General features: G+C 61.0%; 10 protein-coding genes. 5 read left to right on the top strand and 5 right to left on the bottom strand.

Going from position 1 to position 16,741, the window contains the following annotated elements; translation table 11 throughout:
* The first annotated feature begins 148 nt into the window (after positions 1–148).
* Positions 149–1,147 (top strand): LacI family DNA-binding transcriptional regulator, encoded by a 999-nt coding sequence (locus F4555_RS09390; RefSeq protein WP_115325707.1) that lies wholly within the window; start codon positions 149–151, stop codon positions 1,145–1,147.
* Between the two features lie 13 nt (positions 1,148–1,160).
* Positions 1,161–2,132: a ribokinase gene (locus F4555_RS09385; RefSeq protein WP_004013648.1), complete on the top strand. Its 972-nt coding sequence runs from the start codon at positions 1,161–1,163 to the stop codon at positions 2,130–2,132.
* Here the strand turns inward: F4555_RS09385 and F4555_RS09380 are convergent.
* From F4555_RS09380 to F4555_RS09365, 4 genes are all read right to left on the bottom strand, one after another.
* Positions 2,127–4,418: an N-acetylmuramoyl-L-alanine amidase gene (locus F4555_RS09380; protein ID WP_115325708.1), complete on the bottom strand. Its 2,292-nt coding sequence runs from the start codon at positions 4,416–4,418 to the stop codon at positions 2,127–2,129. The two genes, F4555_RS09385 and F4555_RS09380, sit on opposite strands and share 6 nt — an antisense overlap.
* A gap of 93 nt (positions 4,419–4,511) precedes the next feature.
* Positions 4,512–6,002: a variant leucine-rich repeat-containing protein gene (locus tag F4555_RS09375; RefSeq protein ID WP_115325709.1), complete on the bottom strand. Its 1,491-nt coding sequence runs from the start codon at positions 6,000–6,002 to the stop codon at positions 4,512–4,514.
* A 166-nt stretch (positions 6,003–6,168) separates the two neighbouring features.
* Positions 6,169–7,005: an anaerobic ribonucleoside-triphosphate reductase activating protein gene (locus F4555_RS09370; protein ID WP_115325710.1), complete on the bottom strand. Its 837-nt coding sequence runs from the start codon at positions 7,003–7,005 to the stop codon at positions 6,169–6,171.
* 321 nt (positions 7,006–7,326) lie between these two features.
* The gene (locus F4555_RS09365) at positions 7,327–9,231 is read right to left on the bottom strand and encodes a ribonucleoside triphosphate reductase (RefSeq protein WP_255312919.1); all 1,905 of its coding nucleotides are present in this window, start codon (positions 9,229–9,231) and stop codon (positions 7,327–7,329) included.
* A gap of 601 nt (positions 9,232–9,832) precedes the next feature.
* Here F4555_RS09365 and F4555_RS09360 point away from each other — a divergent pair.
* A complete protein-coding gene (locus F4555_RS09360) occupies positions 9,833–11,191 on the top strand; it encodes a pyridoxal phosphate-dependent aminotransferase (protein ID WP_115325711.1) in 1,359 nt (452 codons plus the stop codon).
* Positions 11,192–11,306: 115 nt separating this feature from the next.
* On the opposite strand, the gene F4555_RS09355 is transcribed toward F4555_RS09360, so the two are convergent.
* A complete protein-coding gene (locus F4555_RS09355; protein ID WP_004014075.1) occupies positions 11,307–12,269 on the bottom strand; it encodes a phosphatase PAP2 family protein in 963 nt (320 codons plus the stop codon).
* A gap of 195 nt (positions 12,270–12,464) precedes the next feature.
* On the opposite strand from F4555_RS09355, the gene F4555_RS09350 reads away from it, so the two are divergent.
* Both F4555_RS09350 and F4555_RS09345 read left to right on the top strand, forming a co-directional pair.
* On the top strand, positions 12,465–14,540 hold the full coding sequence (locus F4555_RS09350; RefSeq protein ID WP_115325712.1) for an ABC transporter ATP-binding protein: 2,076 nt from the start codon (positions 12,465–12,467) through the stop codon (positions 14,538–14,540).
* Entirely contained in the window at positions 14,537–16,558 is a 2,022-nt protein-coding gene (locus F4555_RS09345; protein ID WP_115325713.1) for an ABC transporter ATP-binding protein, read from the top strand. The genes F4555_RS09350 and F4555_RS09345 overlap by 4 nt, the downstream gene beginning before the upstream one ends.
* Positions 16,559–16,741 lie beyond the last annotated feature (183 nt).

Below are 16,741 nucleotides of genomic sequence, written 5' to 3'. Positions count from 1 at the left end.
ATATTCTGCACTTCCGTATGTAAACGAGCCCCATAAGTCTATTGCAACAAACTGGGGATTGTATCGACTCGGTTAGTGGTTACACCCGTGTCTAAACGTGTGTTACCATATAATTCAGTGTAGACTTTAGAAATGCGAGAGGATAGCGATGGCAACCACAATCCGCGAGATTGCCAAAGAACTAGGGGTTAATATCTCTACAGTGTCGCGCAGCCTCAACAACTCGCCCAGCGTCTCGGCGCAAACCCGCGACAAAGTACTCGAAGCCGCGCGGCGTTTGGGATACCGCCGTGATGCCCGTGCCACCGCGCTGCGCACCGGGAAAAGCGGGATTATCGGCGTGGTCGTCGGCGATATTGTCAACCCCTTTTTCGCTCAACTAGCCGACAGCATCGAGAAGAAAGCCCAAGACCTCGACTTGCGCCTCATGATTGGAAACGGCGGGGAAGACCCCCACCAACAAGAACAAGTCGTTGGCACCATGATGGAACATCAGATAGACGGACTGCTGCTGACCCCGGCAGGCACCCCGACAAACACCTTGCGGAACTATGTCAAAGAAATCCCTACCGTGGCCATCGACCGCAGCCTGGCGGGAGCGAACGTGGACACCGTCCTGTCCGAAGACTCCCCGGCGGTAGACGAACTAATGAAGCACGTCACCCGCCAAGGCTACCGTTCGGCGGTGGTGATATCCGGACCGGCAACCACCAGCACCGGCCTGAACCGGGAACGCCTGCTGAGCCAGAGCCTGCGCGATATCGGCGTGAAAACCCGCACTTACCGCACCACCTATCACGAAGAATCCGGTGCCGAGGCCATCGCACAAGCCCTGCGGGAAAACACCCCCGACATTGTGCTGTGCGCCTCGGCGGTGATTACCCTGGGTGTTATCGCGGGTCTGCACCGTCACGGCCTGCGAGTCGGCGAAGATGTTGCCATCGCGACCTTCGACAAGGTTCCTTGGCTGGTCACCACGATGCCCTCCATCGCCGTCATCGACACCAAGATTGACGAAATGGCGGATATCGCGATGCGGATTTTACGCCAGCGAATCGGTGGGAATCTCGACAGACCCCTCATGAAAACCGTTACCTCCCAACTGTTACTACCCGCCGAACCCGGCGCCCCCCACGGCACGCCCTAAACGGAGCAACCTAATGACAGACATCCAAAACCAAAAAACCACTGCCCGTGAAGTATTAGCCGCGCTGGGACACGGCGAACGGGTCGCGGTAGTCGGATCCATCAACGCCGACCTGACCGTGGAAACCGAACAGCTGCCCTGTCCCGGGGAAACCGTTGTCGGCGGGCCGTTGGAAACCCTGCCTGGCGGCAAATCCGCCAACCAGGCCGTGACCTGTGCCCTGCTGGGAACCGCCACCAGTTTCATCGGAGCCCTAGGTGACGATGCCCACGGCGACCTGCTCTATCAGTCCCTGCGCCGCGCCGGAGTGGACACCGCCGGGGTCAGCCGCGTCAACCAGCCCAGCGGATCCACCCTGATTACCGTCGACTCGCACGGGGAAAACACTATTGTCTATTCGGCGGGCGCCAATGCCACGCTCAATGCCGCCAGTGTCGCGGCGCAAACCGAGATTATCCGAGGGGCACAGGTATTGGGGCTGTGCCTGGAATCCCCCCTGGAGGCGGTGGCGGCCGCAGCCACTATCGCCCGCGAGGCCGGGGTGACGATGGCGCTGAATTTCTCGCCCATTACCAAGGTTCCCGATTCCCTGTTGCGCCTGGTGGACGTGTTGATAGTCAATGAACACGAGCTGGCGGTGTTGGCTGGCCGCCCGCTGGATTCCGGTGACGCGGCGGGGTTGCGGGCGGCTTTGAGCGATTTGGGTTTTGAGCGTGCCGTGTTGACCTTGGGGGCGGATGGTGCCCTGGTGCTGGAGGGTGGCGAGTTCGTGTCCGTCCCGCCTTTCGCGGTCGCGGCGGTGGACACCACCGGTTGCGGGGATGCGTTTATGGGGTCCCTGTTGGCGGCGGTCGCGGCGGGGGAACCGCTTTCACGAGGTGCTTGCCTGGCTAGCGCCGTAGCCGGGGTGGCGGCGCTGCGAAAAGGGGCGCAGGCCTCGTATCGGAATGCCCGCGAAGTGCGGGAATTCCTGGATTTTTCATGAACCCGGGGCGGCTGGGGTGGCTGGGGTTGTTGGAGCCGCCGGGTTTGCCGGGGTACTGCCGGCCGGAGTGCCGCTAGCCCCACCGCCGGACGAGGTGCTGCCAGTTCCCGTACTGCCGGCCGGGGTACTGCTGGTCGGAGTGCTGCCAGTTCCCGTGCTGCCGGCCGGGGTACTGCCGGCTGGGGTGCCGCCAGTTCCCGTGCTGCTGGCCGGAGTCCCGCCGGCCGCCCCACCGCCGGCGTTTGCCCCGGGGCGTGCTTCCCGCGCCCAGGCCGCCAGCCCGTTAAACATGGCGGTGGCGAATCTTTCCCGCCCGTTCTCGGTTTTCATCAAGGAGGCATCGGCCGGATTGCGCATCTCGCCCAACTCCAGCATCACGGCGGGAACCTCGGCAAAATTCAGGGTCGCCAAGTCGGAGCGTTTCCACAAGCCGCCCGCAATCGGCCCGGTGTTTTGCGGGGTGAAACCACTGTCCTTTAGCGCTCCCACCAGCGCTGCCGCCAGCTTCGACGAAGGTTCCTTTTGCGATTCATGCAAAGGCGGGTCGGAAATCATCGCGAAGAATCCGTGAACCGAGGTGTTCGCGGTGCCGTTGGCATGAATCGAAACCATCGCATCCGCCCCGACTTTTTGCGCGAAAGCTCCCCGCTCGTTCACGCAAGGCCCCACCCCCACATCCGAATCACGCGTCAACAACACCGTTGCCCCGGCCGCCTCCAGTTTCGTTTTCAACAAGCCCGCGACTTTCCAGTTGAACTCGTGTTCGGTAAAACCGTCGTCCGTGGCGGTTCCCGTCGTGTTGCATGCCCGCTGTCCGCCACGTCCGTCGTCGACGTTTTGTCCAATTTGTTGCCAGGCGGCGGCGTTGCCTCCGTTGTGTCCGGGGTCTAGCACGATTTTCATTCCGCTTAAGCCACTGGCGGTGTCTTTCGGGGAATCGTCGCCGGAGCCTTTGTCTTTGTTACTGACCGAATCGGGATTCTCGGTGCTGGGTTCCACAGTAGAACTGGGGGTGGCGGGGACGGTGACGGTTGGAGTCGGAGTGGGGTTGAGGTTCATGCCGACTCCCACGCCGATACCGACGCTGATCAGGGACAGTAATACTGCGGCGGCTATCATCGCGACGGGGGACAGCCCGTCGCCGCCAGAGCGCCGGTCGGGTGGTGGCGGGGTGGAGCCGTTGTCGTCGACGCGCCGAAAGCGCAGTTTCGTCGGTCCTTCCGGGGTGGCAGCGGAGATACTTTTCCACCCGGATGGTGCGGGGTTGGCGCCCGCACCCGGGGCGGTGGTGTTGTCGAAAAAGTCGCGGGAATTCGCGGCGGTGTCACCATCGTTGGTTTCGTTCGCGGCGCGGATGGTGGGTTTCGTGGGGTTTCGGGGTTCATGAGGTGCCATCGCATAACCGAGCGCGTCACTGGAATCCCCCCGGGCTGAATCTGGGGTGGGCTGGCTGGCACTGGCGAACCCACCGGCAGCGCCAGCCGCACCCGGCTGGGGCGCGAAAGCATCATTTCCAGGGAATGCCGAGCCTAGGCCTTGGGTCCAGTTGTGGTTTGGCTCCTGGTTATTCTTCATGTCTTCCCATCCCGAGACCAGTTTTTGCCACCCTTCGGAGTGGGTGTCTGGCGCCGGTGTGGCGCGGTTCGGGCGTCTCGCCTCGCCTCGCGTGCCTTCTTCCAGGCTGGCGCCGTAAGCCAGGCCGTTGCCCGAGTCGAAGCCGATGTCTAGAGGGCGGCGTTTGTTTCCGGTTTCATGAGGTGCCATCCCCGCCCCACCGTTTTTCCGCAAATCCCCGCTATTTGGTTTCAGGGAGCCCGCCGACCCGGCCGAACGCCACGCTTCAGGCTGGTTTTCGACTGGGATTCCAGAGAAATCGCCGGGGGAGGCGTTGGCACCTCGTGAAGTGGCGCCTAATGAACCCGAGGAATCCGCGCGCCGCGACACCCCCGCCGCGAAACCGTCCCCGAAACTGCCTGGCGCATCCGGACCGTCCGAGTTCAACATGTTTTGGGCATTGGCAATCAGCGCGGCGATACCGGGATTATCCCCGTATGGCAAGGTCGGAAGGCGTTCCGCCGTGGCTTGATCGGCCGCTTCGTTCGCGGCGTTGAACTCTTGGAAGAAACTAGCCGCGCGGGCACCGGTGGAAGAGGGCGGCAGGCCGTGGGGGCGCGGGTCGGCGGGGCGCGGCGTGACCTGTCCGAGCTGCGCGGACTTGGCGGGAGGCGCGGCGGGATAATCCTGGGTCGGTTCCCAGGTGTCGAAATCCTCTCCCCACTTCGGCATCTGTCCTATTTCCTTACTGCGGTATTCATGAGGCGCGAGCCGGGCTGGCGGCTGGGCATCACATCGAGGCGGTTTTTATCGGGTAACACGACCCTAGTGTTGTACCGATTGGTACATTTGACGGGCGAGTTGGAAACCTGCACCGGTGTAGATATTCCAACACTCGGTGTAGTCATATAGCGAGGTGCATACGAAATCACCCAGGTTCACGGACTGGTTGTAGTCCGGAACCACGCCGCCAGGGGAATACTGTTCCTTCATTTGGCAAGAGATTTCAGGATTCCCATCCTGTATGGTTACCACGGCGGAAGTCTGGGAGTCACAATTCCCGATTTGGGCTTCGTGATCCTTGACGGCGCAGGTCAGGGTATTCCCGGAAGCGGAACAGGTCGTGTTGCCGGTTTTCGTTGTGAAAGTGGTGGCTGACTGGGCGCCGGCGGGTGCGGGGAAGCGGACTTCGCGTTCCTTGGGTTTCTGGCTTTTATCGTCTTTATCTTTGTTCGCGTCCTTGTCTTTGTCCCCGTCCTTCGCCTTGGCGGGAGCTTCATCGGTGGTCTGGGTAGTGGTGGTTTCCTTGGGTGCGGCGGTCTCGGATGTGGTTCCCAGGAAGGTCATAAGCACCACTACCGCCAGTCCAACCACTGCCGCCAGCAACACGGCAAAGATTACCCACAAAACCGTGTTGGATTTAGATTTCTGGGCGGCCGCAGCGGGCATGGCCATCACTGGAACAGAACCGGCGGTGGGATAGGTGGGATACGCACCGGGAGCACCGGGAGCGTATCCGGCGGGAGCGGGGTACGCCGGTGGAGCCCCAGCCGGAGTGCCAGGGGCGACGTAGGTTCCGGGGACACCTGGAGTTCCCGGGGCATAGGAGCCAGTGGAATTAGCGACGTATCCGGCGGGAGTATTGGGGGAGGCGGGGCTTGCTGTGGGGGTGGGGACTTCGAGGTTCGTGGGATAGTAACCGGCGGTTTCGCCACCCGCTGTTGCGAGGGGCGCTGCGGTTGCGCTGGCATCGGGGTAATTTGGGGTGCCGGTTTCGGCCGTCGCGGCGGTACCCGCAGCGGCGGTGGATTCTGTATCACGGGGTGGATTTCCCGCGTGATCTGAATCTTGCGCCGGTAAAATGGTGGTAGCATCCGGGTGGTTGTCCGGTGTTGCGCCAGCCGTGTACCCGCCCAGAATCGAGGTTCTTTGCGGGGCGGACTGGGTGTTGGGTTCCTCGGGCATTGGGGAGCCTGAATCCGGGGTTTCAGAATCAGGGGATGGCGCAACGGGGTTGTGTGGCGTGTCCGGCGTTTCCCCTGAAACTAGTGGTGCATCATTGGAAAGAGTCGTCTCTGCGGATGGCACCTCATGAATGGGAAACACTGAAAGGGAGGGCGACATGGCTTCGCGTTCCTGCAGCGCGGCGGTGACGGCCGGCTCGTTCTTTGAAGCCAGCCATGCGAGCAGTTCGGGATAGGCAGCGGGGTTCTTGGCAATGAGCGGGCGCAAGTCAGGATCGGTGGCCAGTTGCTGCAACTCGGTGGCGGGGGTCGTGGGATCTGAAGCTCGTTTTTTCTGATTCATATCACTCATGGAAGTCCTTTCCGTTGCCCATTATTCCACATATCGGCGTGGCGGCGCGGATTTTCTGGTTATGGACACATAACCACCTTATTGAGAAACCTTGACATCGAGACAAGCCTGTGACCTGGGGATTTATCCGGGGCGCAATTATATCATATGGCTTATGTATTCGCAACTAAACTCCGCGATAGGTAAAGTGTTGGAATCCCAGGGATTTCACACGGCTCGCGGCGGCGGTCAAGTCAGCGGCAAAATCGCGCGCCCCAGGCAACTCGTAGCGACTGGCGAACTCTGGACGAGTCCCGTCGGGGCGCGCCTGTTGCACCGCCAGGGTCTGTACCCCGCGTTGCCGTAAAGCCTCCGCGAGTGGTACCAGAGTTTCAGGATTGGTATCATCAAGGTCGTGACCAGGGGAAACCGTGATACGCACCTCGTAATTAGCCAGCGTCCCCTCCTGGTATGCCCCCACCACCATGTCGAGGGACTCCCAGGCACTTTGCCCGGCTTTATTCAGGGGTGGTATCGACAGACGCAGCTTAGCGGTGGACGCGCTTGATTTGGTGGGGGTCGCGGTCGCTGGTTGCGTCTGTCCCAATCCCACCACTTGCGGGTAGTTTTGCGGCAGCGCCTTAATATCCAGGCCAATCCAATCCACCAGGTTTTGCGCCAGCAAAGCCGCCAGCCGACGCGGATACGCCCCACCGGTATGCAACCCCACCTGGAAACCGAGCTGTTTGGCGCGCCGCGCGGCCTCCAGCAAGGCGGGCTGGCGGGTGGGCTCCCCGCCGGAAAACACCACCCCATCCAACAGACCCGCGCGGCGTTCCAGCAGGCTCCACAACTCGGATTCGGGAACCTGGGCGGGGGCTTTCGGGTCAATAATCGCGAAATTCTGGCAGTAACCACAATTCCACGGGCAACCCTGGAGAAAAACGACAGCGGCGAGTTTCCCCGGCCAATCCACCGTGGAAAACGGGGTTAAACCCGCGATAACAAGGCCGGTATCTGACACGGTCGCTTCCTTACTGTTGTTGGAATTAGGGATTTAGCGGCGAGAGGGTGTGGCGTGGCCGGAGCCACGCCACACCCGGTGTGGGTTGGTTGGGTCGGCCTCGAGGCCGACCCAACCAACCCACAAAAAGGCTCTATCTCTAAGCTCAGGATTGCGCTGACAGAGTCAGCGCCAACCCTATTTGGGGTGGGTTTTCGACGCTAAGCCTGGTGGGGGGGTGCGGCGGTTACGTCGCGCCCCCCCACCAGAATGCCGAGAGGCAACTCATGAATCCAAAACCGAAACACCCGAAACGTGGCGCAGCGAACTAAACCAGGCGAACTAAACCAGCGCCGGCTCGCCCGAGGTCTTTTCCAACAGGTGCGAGTGTAACTCGCCGTGGGTCGCGGCCGCGGACTCGCTGAAACTGACGCGCTCGGCGTACTCGCCCTTCTTGCCAATGTTAAAGGACTGTACCGGGCGGAAATACCCCATCACCCGCGTCCACACCTCGCATTCCTGGTGTTCCCCGGCGGCCTCGCACTGCGGGCAAGTGAAGTGCTCGCCCGAGAGATACCCGTGGGACGGGCAAATCGAGAACGTTGGGGTAATCGTGATATAGGGCGTGCGCCAGGTAGTCAGGGAACGTTTCACGAGTTGCTTGCACGCCTGGGCGCTGGAAACCGCCTCGCCCATGTACAGGTGCAACACGGTGCCGCCGGTGTACTTGGTTTGCAGCTCCTCTTGCAGTTCCTCGGCCAAGAACGGGTCGTTGGTGAAACCGACCGGCAACTGGGAAGAATTCGTGTAATACGGGTTGTCCTTGGTGCCGGCCTGGATGATTTTATCGCCGAAGCGTTTACGGTCAGCCTTGGCCAAACGATAGGTCGTGCCCTCGGCCGGGGTGGCCTCCAGGTTGTACATGTGCCCGGTGGCTTCCTGGAGTTCCACCATCTGGTCGCGCACCCCGTCCAGAATCCGCATGGCCATTTCGTGTCCGCGCGGGTCGGTGATGTCATAAGCATCATCGGTGAAATTGCGAATCATCTCGTTCATACCGTTGACGCCGATGGTCGAAAAATGATTGTCCAAGGTTCCCAGATAGCGTTTAGTGTAGGGGAACAAGCCGTGATCCATATGGTATTGGATGATTTCACGTTTGGCCTCTAAGGTCTGCGAACCCAGGGCAACCAGCTCGCGCAGACGCTTAACCAAGCCGGCTTCGTCGCCCTTGTACAGGTATCCCAGCCGAGCCAGGTTAATGGTCACCACGCCGATGGAACCGGTTTGCTCGGCCGAACCGAACAGGCCATTGCCGCGCTTGACCAGCTCGCGCAGATCCAGCTGCAGGCGGCAGCACATAGAGCGAATCTGGCCGGGGTCGAGCTCCGAGTTAATGAAATTCTGGAAATACGGCAGGCCGTATTTCGCGGTCATCGTGAACAGCAAATCCGCGTTGGGGGAATCCCAGTCGAAATCCTTGGTCATGTTATAGGTCGGAATCGGGAAAGTGAACACGCGCCCATTCGCGTCCCCGGCGGTCATGACCTCCATGTAGGCGCGGTTGATAATGTCCATCTCCGCCTGGAGGTCGCCGTAAGCGAAATCGCACACGTCCCCGCCAATGAAAGGCACTTCGTCCTTGAGATCATCGGGGCAGGTCCAGTCGAAGGTCAGGTTCGTAAACGGGCACTGTGATCCCCACCGGCTGGGCACGTTCAGGTTGTAAATCAGTTCTTGCATCTGTTGTTTGACTTCCTCGTAGGTCATGTTGTCCAGGCGCACGAAGGGAGCCATGTAAGTGTCGAAGGAGCTAAATGCCTGGGCACCAGCCCATTCGTTTTGCAGCGTGCCCAGGAAGTTCACAATCTGGCCGCAGGCGGAGGAGAAATGTTTCGGCGGGTTTGAGGCGATTGCCCCGGTAACCCCGTTGAAGCCCTGTTGTAACAGTTGTTTCAGCGACCAGCCCGCGCAATACCCGCTAAACATGTCCAGGTCGTGGATGTGGAAGTCGCCGTCACGGTGTGCTTCGCCGGCCTCGGGGCTGTAAACATTGTCCAACCAGTAGTTGGCCACCATCTTGCCGGCCGCGTTCAGAATCAACCCGCCGACCGAATACCCCTGGTTGGCGTTGGCATTCACTCGCCAGTCCGCACGATCCAAGTATTCGTCCACGGTTTCAATCGGGTCAATCAGGTGACGTTCAGCGCCGTCCTTTGCTTGCTTCATAGGTTCTCTCTCCATAATTTTTTCTTTTCTCTGCGCTCTCTGACTTAGAGCATCGGGTTACTACTCTAGGCGAGTTTGACAGAAAATCAACTACATCTTGGGTGTGTTTTCAATTAGACCACAATATATAGTGGTTGGAAGGTGGTAGGGATGCGCGCTCATGAGGTGCCACCTGGGATTTGAAGCGGCATGTGAAAATTGTCACACGCGACCCCCTCGGCGTGTCTCGCGGCACCGCGCGTCGTGCCGCTGCGGTGGCTCGTGGATGCGCGCTAGCGGGACGGGAAGGGGGAGCACCCCCTCAACTTTTGCTTACGCAAAAGTTTCACCCCCCAGTCCCGCTGCGCTGCGCATTCCACTGCGCCACCTTCGCTTACTCTAGCGTCGGCGCAGGGAGTAAGACACGCCGGGGAGCCAAATGTTTGCTGGATAGCGGCGGGCCGGGATTTTGGGCGTATGTCCGGATGGTGAGCGGTGAAAACCGGGGTTACGGGATGCAGTCGGGGCTCGTAACTTTGGAGGATGGCAGAAATTAGTGAGAATTTTTGCGATTTGGGGCGATTTTTTTACGGCAAAATCAATCTTTTCACTAGTTTTTGCCAGGGTTTAGGATGAAGGGGTGAAGTTTTCGAAGCGGACGGAACTCGGGGCTCCCAATGCGGTGACCAAGGCTGAACGCGCAGCGGCGGCGCGCGGGCAACACCTGGTGCGCCTGGCCGATTCCAACCCGACCCGCCACGGGCTGGGGCGCCCGGATTTGCCGGTATATCAGGCCACGCCACGTGGCCCCCTGGCGACTCGTGAACTCCTAGCCGACTTCCTGACCCGCCGCGACAACCGCGAGGTCGACCCCGAGCGCCTGTACCTGTTAAGCTCCACGTCACAGGGGTATTCGTGGCTGATGAAACTGTTTTGCGACCCCGGCGACACGGTGTTGGCGCCAACCCCCGGATATCCCCTGGTGGCGGAAATCGCCCGCCTCGAGTCCGCGCGGGTCGCCCCCTATCCGCTGGAATGGGTGGGCCGCTGGGAGCTGAATCTCGCGGATTTCGCTGCGCCCGTTCACGAGGCGCCATCCGAAGTAAACGCGCCGACCCCAGATTCTCGGCTGGGTGCTGGTCAAGGTGTGGATGCGACTCGCGGTGCTCGTGCCACCGACTCAGACCAGCCTAGTCCGCAGTCTCGGCTCGCCGCGATTGTGGCGATAAACCCCAATAACCCCACCGGGTCATATGTCCATGATTTCGAGCGTGAAGCCCTCGTGGCCTACGCCGCCACCCAGGACATACCCCTGATTGCCGACGAGGTCTTTTTCGACTATTGGCTGGATGCCGGGCTGGCACCTCGTGAACCCGCCGCGAAACCGTTACCGGCGGGTGACGCGGCCCCACCGCGAATAGCACCTGATGAACCCCCGGCGACCTGCGCCAACCCGCGCCGCCTGGCCGGCGAAACCCGCGTGCTGACCTTCGCACTGGATGGGATGTCGAAAAACCTCGCGGCGCCCGGCGCGAAAGTCGCGTGGATTGAGGTTTCCGGGCCAGAGGATTTGGTGGCGGCGGCCCAGGCGCGCCTGGATTGGATTGCCGACGCCTACCTGCCGTTTTCCGACGTGTTGGCCGCGCGGCTGCCTCAGTGGCTCGCGGAGGTTTCGGCGCAAACCGCGCGGGTGCGGGGACGCTGCCAGGAAAACCTGGCGGCCTTGCGGGAACTGGTGGCGGGGGAACCTACGGGAACGGTGACGGTGCTCGCCCCGGAGGGCGGGTGGAATGCGCTGCTGCGGTTCCCGGCGGTGGTGGACGAGGATTCATTAGTCGCCAGCCTGATTTCCAGGCACGGCATCACGGTGCAACCCGGGTATTTCTTTGATATGCCTTTTCCGGGCGTGGTTTCGGTGTCGCTGCTGCTAGAACCCGAAGCCTTCGCCCCTGCCGTCGGCGTGCTCCTTTCTGAACTCGCAACAGCCGCTACCGCCTGACCTAGGGGGTAGCGGTGGTGGCGCGAACCTTAAACCTACCCTTAACCTACCTAACCAAGGTGTAAGGTTCGGTTTAGGGTTGGGTTTAGGGTTCGGTTTAGGGTTGGGTTAAGGTTCATGAGGCGCGAGCCTGGGTGTTGACAATCGCTAGAATCAAGCCGCTCAGCCCCACAATCAGCGCGGTGGATGCCCCGGTCGCGAGCCACCCGAAATCCCCCGCGGCCAATCCGCGCAACGCTGGCTCCCCCAGGGGAGTCGCGCCGACGCGAACCCAGGCCAACGCCAGCATCCCGATACCACCTAATGCAGCCACCGCCGAACCCACCAGCATAACCCGATGCAGATGCCCGAAACGCCGCCCGACCCGCTCGCGCGGCGCCAACAGCACCCCCCAAATCCCCGCTACCAAAAATGCCACCAGCACATCCGACAAGCGGTGCCACTCGTTCAACATTACCGAAACCCCGACAAAACTGGCGGTCGCCCAGCCTAAAAACGCGGCCATCGAGCGCGCCCGCAGCGGCGCGACCAGCATAATCCCCAGGGCGGCACTCATCGCCACGGTGGAATGCCCGCTGGGCAGCGAATTCGCGAGCCCGGCATAATCAACCCCCAGGTCAGGGCGGTGCAACACCCAGTGCTTCAACACCTGGGTGCTCAGATTCGCCCCCGCCACCAGCAGGGCGACTCGTGCCCCCAACTGCCAGCGACGGCGCAACAACGCCACCAGGAACACAGCGACGGTCAGCGCCACCAGGGCTTTCATAGAAATCGAGTCGAGTGCCATCGCATCCGCCCCGCGAAACAGGTGCTTGCCGCGCGACAGGGCAAAACGGGTCGCGCCGTCCAGGTTTTGGCCGCGCACGGTGGCGAGTGCCACGCGGGCGGTGGTGGTGGCGAGAGCAGCGAAGGCGAGTGCAAAAGCGACTCGCCAGACCCGGTTGCGGGTTTGGGTGGCGTAGCGGGTCAGGTTGGTGGGTCGCAATCGTCGGGTCACCCAGTTCATGAGGTGCTGGCCGGGGCGGCGCATGTCGCCGGGATTGCCGCCCGGTGTTGACCCCTGGTTTGCGTTGCTCACGTTTAAAGCTTAGCCTCCCTGCCGGCTGGGCGAGGTGCAGTGTAGTCCAGGTAAAGCATAGGGGCAGTTGCCCGGAGCTGAATCTCGGAGCTGAGCCACAGCCGGGGAATAAAGCTACCTGGTGGCTTAGGATATCCTAAATTTTGCGCTATGCTAAGAGGGTCTGAAATTAGAACGACGTTCTAGGAATGGATTATGACGACTGAAACTACTGAAACCGCTGAAACCGAATCTTCGGAACCAAACCTCCTGTTCGACGACGATGCGACCATAACGCCGGTCGATACGGATGCGGCCAAACATCACTCCGGGCAAGCCGCCTTGAAAAAAATCACTCGTCCCGTAGCCGGTACCATGCTGGCGGCGCGGGTTTTAGCGGCCATCTCCGGGGTGCTCGCGGTCGCGCCCTATGTGGCGTTGGTGCACCTGGGAGCTTTGCTGCTTACGGCCTTCCAGACCCACACTCCGGTCGATTCTGGGCAAGTCTGGTTTATCCTCGGGCTGCTGATTGACGCCTATCTGGCGCGAGTGGGCATCTATATGCTGGCACTCGCAATGACACACTTCGCGGATGTGCGTCTAAGCCGCCACATTCAAACACAACTGTTGGATCGCATCGCCCATGCGCCCCTGTCTTGGTTTACGGCCACGAACTCCGGGAAAGTCCGCAAAGCCGTCCAAGATGACACCAAACAGTTGCACATGCTGGTTGCCCACGCCCCGGTAGAGGTCACCTCGGCGGTGGTAATGCCGCTGAGCCTGCTGGTTTATGCCTTTATTATCGACTGGCGCCTGGGGCTGCTGTCCATCGCGACGCTGCCGGTTTTCGCCTTGTTGTATTGGGTTATGATGCGCGACATGGGGCCGAAAACCGCGGAAATGGACACCAAGCTGGGCAATGTGGGTGCCACCATGGTTGAATTCGTCACCGGCCTGGCGGTGGTCAAGGCTTTCGGGCGGGTCGGCCACGCCCACTCGCGCTACGCTAAGGCCGCCAAGGAATTCGCGGACTTTTATGTCGGGTGGTGTAAACCCCTGTTGACGGGTAACGCGGTGGCGCTTTCGGTGGTTTCGATTGCGGTGTTGCTGTTTGTGAACCTGTGTGGGGGGTGGCTGCTGGTGCAAGCCGGGTATGTCAGCGCCGTGGACGTGTTGGCCACGACCCTGATTGCCCTGTTGGTGCCCTATTCGCTGCAGGTACTCTCGATGGGTACTTGGGTTTATCAAATCGCGGGGGCGGCCGCGTTGCGTTTGCAAGACACGCTGGACACGCCGGTGTTGCCCGAGGTTGGTTCCCCGATTCATGAGGGGCTGGCCGGGGTGGCGGGCGAAACCACCATGGCGGGCACGTCCAAGTCCCAGAAATCTGTCAACCACGTCAATGATATATCGCTTGCTGGCCAGTCTAAACCCCGGTTTACGACCCCGCGAATCCCAAGGTCTTTCGAAGTCGCTTTTCGGGATGTATCCTTTAGCTACGGCGAGGTTTTGGCCGTGGACAACGTCAGCCTGGAACTGCAACCCGGCACGGTAACCGCGCTGGTAGGACCCTCGGGTTCCGGAAAATCCACCTTGGCGACCCTGCTGGCACGCTTCGCTGACCCGGATTCCGGGGCGGTCACTATCGGCGGGGTTGACCTGCGCGAAATCCCCAGCCGGGAGCTCTATCGGTTGGTGTCCTTCGTATTACAAGACCCGCAACTGTTGCGCGACACGATTGCCCACAATATCGCACTCGGATTTAGCGGTATCGGCGCAGATAATAAGCCTGTTTCCTTAAATGATATCCGCGCGGCAGCCCGGGCGGCGCAAATCGATGACTACATCCAGAGTCTGCCCAAGGGCTACGACACCGTCATCGGGGTGGACACGAACCTGTCGGGTGGCCAGGCACAACGCATCGCCATTGCCCGCGCCATCTTGGCCGATACCCCTATTTTGGTCATGGATGAGGCCACCGCCATGTCCGACCCGGATTGCGAAGCCGAAATCCAAGCCGCGCTGTCTAACCTGGCGCGCGGGCGCACCGTGTTGGCGGTGGCGCATCGCCCCGCCTCAATTCTCGGCGCGGCGCAAATCGCAGTTATGGATCACGGCCGATTGGTGGCCTGCGGGACGCACACACAGCTACTAGCGACTCATGAACCCCACTACCAGAAAATCCTGCAGTTGGCCGGCTACCACGAGGACGACGGGGTGTATGAGGCGCCAGCCGCCATCCCGACCGCAACCGAAAGACCCGCCACCCCGAGTGAAGGGAGCCACGCATGAACCCGCAAAACCCAAACACCCAGACCAACACGACCAGCGCGGCCGACCCGACCAGCGCGACCAGTGCCGCGAAACCGTCAACCACGTCTACCGCTAACCCCAAAGAAACCAAGAAAAATACGCTGTCTTCTGCCTATCAGTTTTACCGGCGCACCATATCCGAACGCGGCTTGCCCTACGTGAACCAGTCACGAAACCTGGCCATAGCCAAGGGTGTCTTTCAAGGTGTTGCCCTGGTGCTGCTGCTGCCGGCTGCGACCGCGCTGGCCAAAGCCCAGCCCGTCTGGGGCTTGGGAATCACCGGCTGGCTGGTAGTATTCGCAATCGTTGCCGTGGCGGGAGCCATCCTGGACTACGTCATGTCCATGAAAGTCTTTTACGCCGCCCTCGATTTCATCCAGTCGGTACACCGGATTATCGGCGATAAAATCGCGCGTATCCCGCTGGGGTGGTTCCGCCCGGGCACCGCCGGACGGTTTTCGCGGCTGGTGTCCAACGAACTGATGCAACTGGGCGAGATTATGGCGCATCAACTGTGGCAGATGGGCACCTCGGTGGCATCCCTGCTGACCATCCTGGTCGGCGCGTTCTTCTGGGATTGGCGCCTGGGGCTGACACTGCTGGTGGCGATTCCCGTGTATTGGGGACTGGCACGAGCCTCGCAGTATTGCAAGCAACGCGGGGACAGAGCGGCCAAACCCGCCGAAGTTGAACTGGCCAACCGGCTAGTCGAATTCGCCACCTGCCAAGGCACACTGCGAGCCGCCGGAGTCGGGGCTGACTTCGAGCTGTTGCAACTCGCGGTAGCGGAAAACGAGCGACAGGGGCGCAAAAACCTGTGGTGGTCGCTGTTGGCGAACCTGATTACCGGGGCTTTCGCCCAAATCGTGTTGGTAGCGATGATAGTAATCGCCGGGTCGCTGGCCATCGGCGGCGTGATGGAACCGGTAGAAACCGTGGCGTTCATCGGTATTTCCCTGCGATTCGTGACGTTTATCGAAGACATCGGCACTTCGATTATCGGCATCGAGGATCGCCGCCACCTCTTGACTGAAACCCAAGAGATTCTGGATGCTCCCGAACTGCCCGAACCCGGCGGGGAATCCGCCGGTTGTGCCGCCACCAATAAGCCTGAAATCCCTGGTAATAAGCCTGTTTCTGGTTCCGTCCGGGTTCATGAGGCGCCAGCTGGAAACCCCGCCGTTGTTTCCCCATCCCCCGAACCGAGCAGTGCCAGTGAAAGCGCCACAATAACCCCCGGCCAGGAAACCGGGGCTATCGAGCTGCAACATGTTACCTTCGGATACGATGCGGACAGCCCCGTATTGCAAGACGTATCGTTTAGTGTTCCCGCCGGGACTATGTGTGCGCTGGTGGGGCCTTCGGGTTCCGGGAAAACCACGATTTCCCGCTTGATTGCACGTTTCTGGGAGGTAAACCAAGGCTCGGTAAAGGTCGGTGGCCTGGATGTACGCGAACAATCCACCGAGCACCTCATGAAACAGCTATCCTTGGTATTCCAAGACGTTTACCTGTTCGACGACACGCTAGAAGCCAATATCCTGGTCGGGAATCCGGGGGCGACTCATGAAGAAGTCGAGCGTGCCGCGCGCCTGGCGGGCGTAACCGAAATCGTGGCGCGGCTGCCCGAAGGCTACACCACCCGCGTCGGTGAAGGCGGGCGGGCGCTCAGCGGTGGGGAACGCCAGCGGGTTTCGGTGGCCAGGGCGCTGCTGAAACAAGCCCCGATAGTGCTCTTGGACGAGGCGACCTCCGCCTTGGATGCAGAGAATGAAGCCAATATTGTTGCGGCCATGGAAGAGTTGCGCCGTCACGCCACGTTGTTGGTTATTGCACACAAGATGGAAACCATCGCTGGTGCCGACCAGGTCGTCGTGCTGGGCGAGGACGGGCGCGTCGAGGCCGTGGGGACGCATCAAGAGCTGCTGGCACGGCCCGGAACCTACCAGCGGTATTGGCGGCAACGCGAGCAGGCCTCCGGCTGGAGGTTAGCGTGAAAACCTGCTGCGCTGCGGCGTGTTTTTAACTATTTGTTGCGCTTGACTGCTTGGGGTGCGCGCACGAGAGGCGAAGGGGGAAGTATCCCCCACGTTCTGCACTTTCGTGCAGAACGTTCCCCCTCAGCCTCTCGTTTGCGTCGCACCCCTGGCGCAGTCTGTGCGCTGTGACTGCGGCGTTAT

This window comes from Mobiluncus mulieris (genome assembly GCF_014204735.1).
GTDB lineage: Bacteria > Actinomycetota > Actinomycetes > Actinomycetales > Actinomycetaceae > Mobiluncus > Mobiluncus mulieris.
This window is presented reverse-complemented; position numbering and strand designations above follow the sequence as displayed.